This is a genomic window from Streptomyces sp. SID14436, assembly GCF_010548465.1.
In the GTDB taxonomy this organism is placed as follows: Bacteria; Actinomycetota; Actinomycetes; order Streptomycetales; family Streptomycetaceae; genus Streptomyces.
Genome location: NZ_JAAGMD010000130.1, coordinates 1 through 892, shown reverse-complemented (window position 1 = coordinate 892; position 892 = coordinate 1). Strand labels below are relative to the sequence as shown.

Genomic DNA, 892 nt, shown 5'->3' with positions numbered 1-892 from the left:
GGCCGGGGCGGGCGCGGGGGCGGTGCCGACGCGCACCTGCTGCGGGCGGGGCTCGCGCACCACCTCGTCGCGCAGCCGGCGCGGTTTCTGCCGGACCCCGTTGACGGTGCGCAGCGCGTAGGTGACCCGGCGCACCCCGGGCCGGCCGGGGCGTTCGACGACCTCCGTGCCGCGGGGCAGGGTCCGGTCCTCGACGCGCAGTTCACGGAAGGGGATCGGTTCGTCGCGGACCTCCTGGCCGTCGGTGATCCGCAGCACGGTGACGGTCTGGCCGTCGCGCGGGAAGCTGTCGGGGGCGACGGAGGTGGTGTCCTGGCCGCGCAGCCCGATCCCGGCCTGCGCGACGGCCTCGCGCACCGTCGCCGCGTTGGTGCGGATGGTGCGGGCCCGGCCGTCGGCCATGACGGTCACGGAGCGTTCGGTGCGCACGTCCAGGGTCAGCCCCTCGCGCCCGATCCGACGGGAGCGCGAGGTGGACAGGTACGCGCCCTCCGCGCGCACCCCGAGCTGTCTGAGCGCCCCTTCGACGGTGTCGGCGGTCGTCCAGACCCGGGTGCGCCGGCCGTCCAGGGTGAGCACCAGGGGTCTGGCGTGGCGGACCTCGACCCGGTCGCCGTGGCCGAGTCCGGTGCCGGGCGCGGGTGTCACCGCGTCGTGCGGGCCGATCCGGACGCCCTCCTCGGCGAGGAGCCCGGTGACGTCGTCGGCGAAGGTGTGCAGGGTGCGGGTCCGGCCGTCGACGTCGAGGCGGACGGCCTTGTCCTCGGCGACGAAGGCGGCGGTGCCCCCGGCCAGGAAGGCGACGACGAGGGCCTGCGGCAGCAGGCGGCGCACGCTGTCCGCCCGGTCGGCGCAGCGGGGGCGGCGCCGGTGCGCGGACCGGCGGCCGGGC

1 protein-coding gene is annotated in these 892 nt (G+C 77.8%); it reads right to left on the bottom strand.

Translation table 11 applies throughout. The annotated features are described in order from the left end of the window. Positions 1 to 892 (bottom strand): ubiquitin-like domain-containing protein (locus G3I53_RS04870; RefSeq protein WP_164438046.1); only part of this gene is annotated, 892 nt, incomplete at both ends.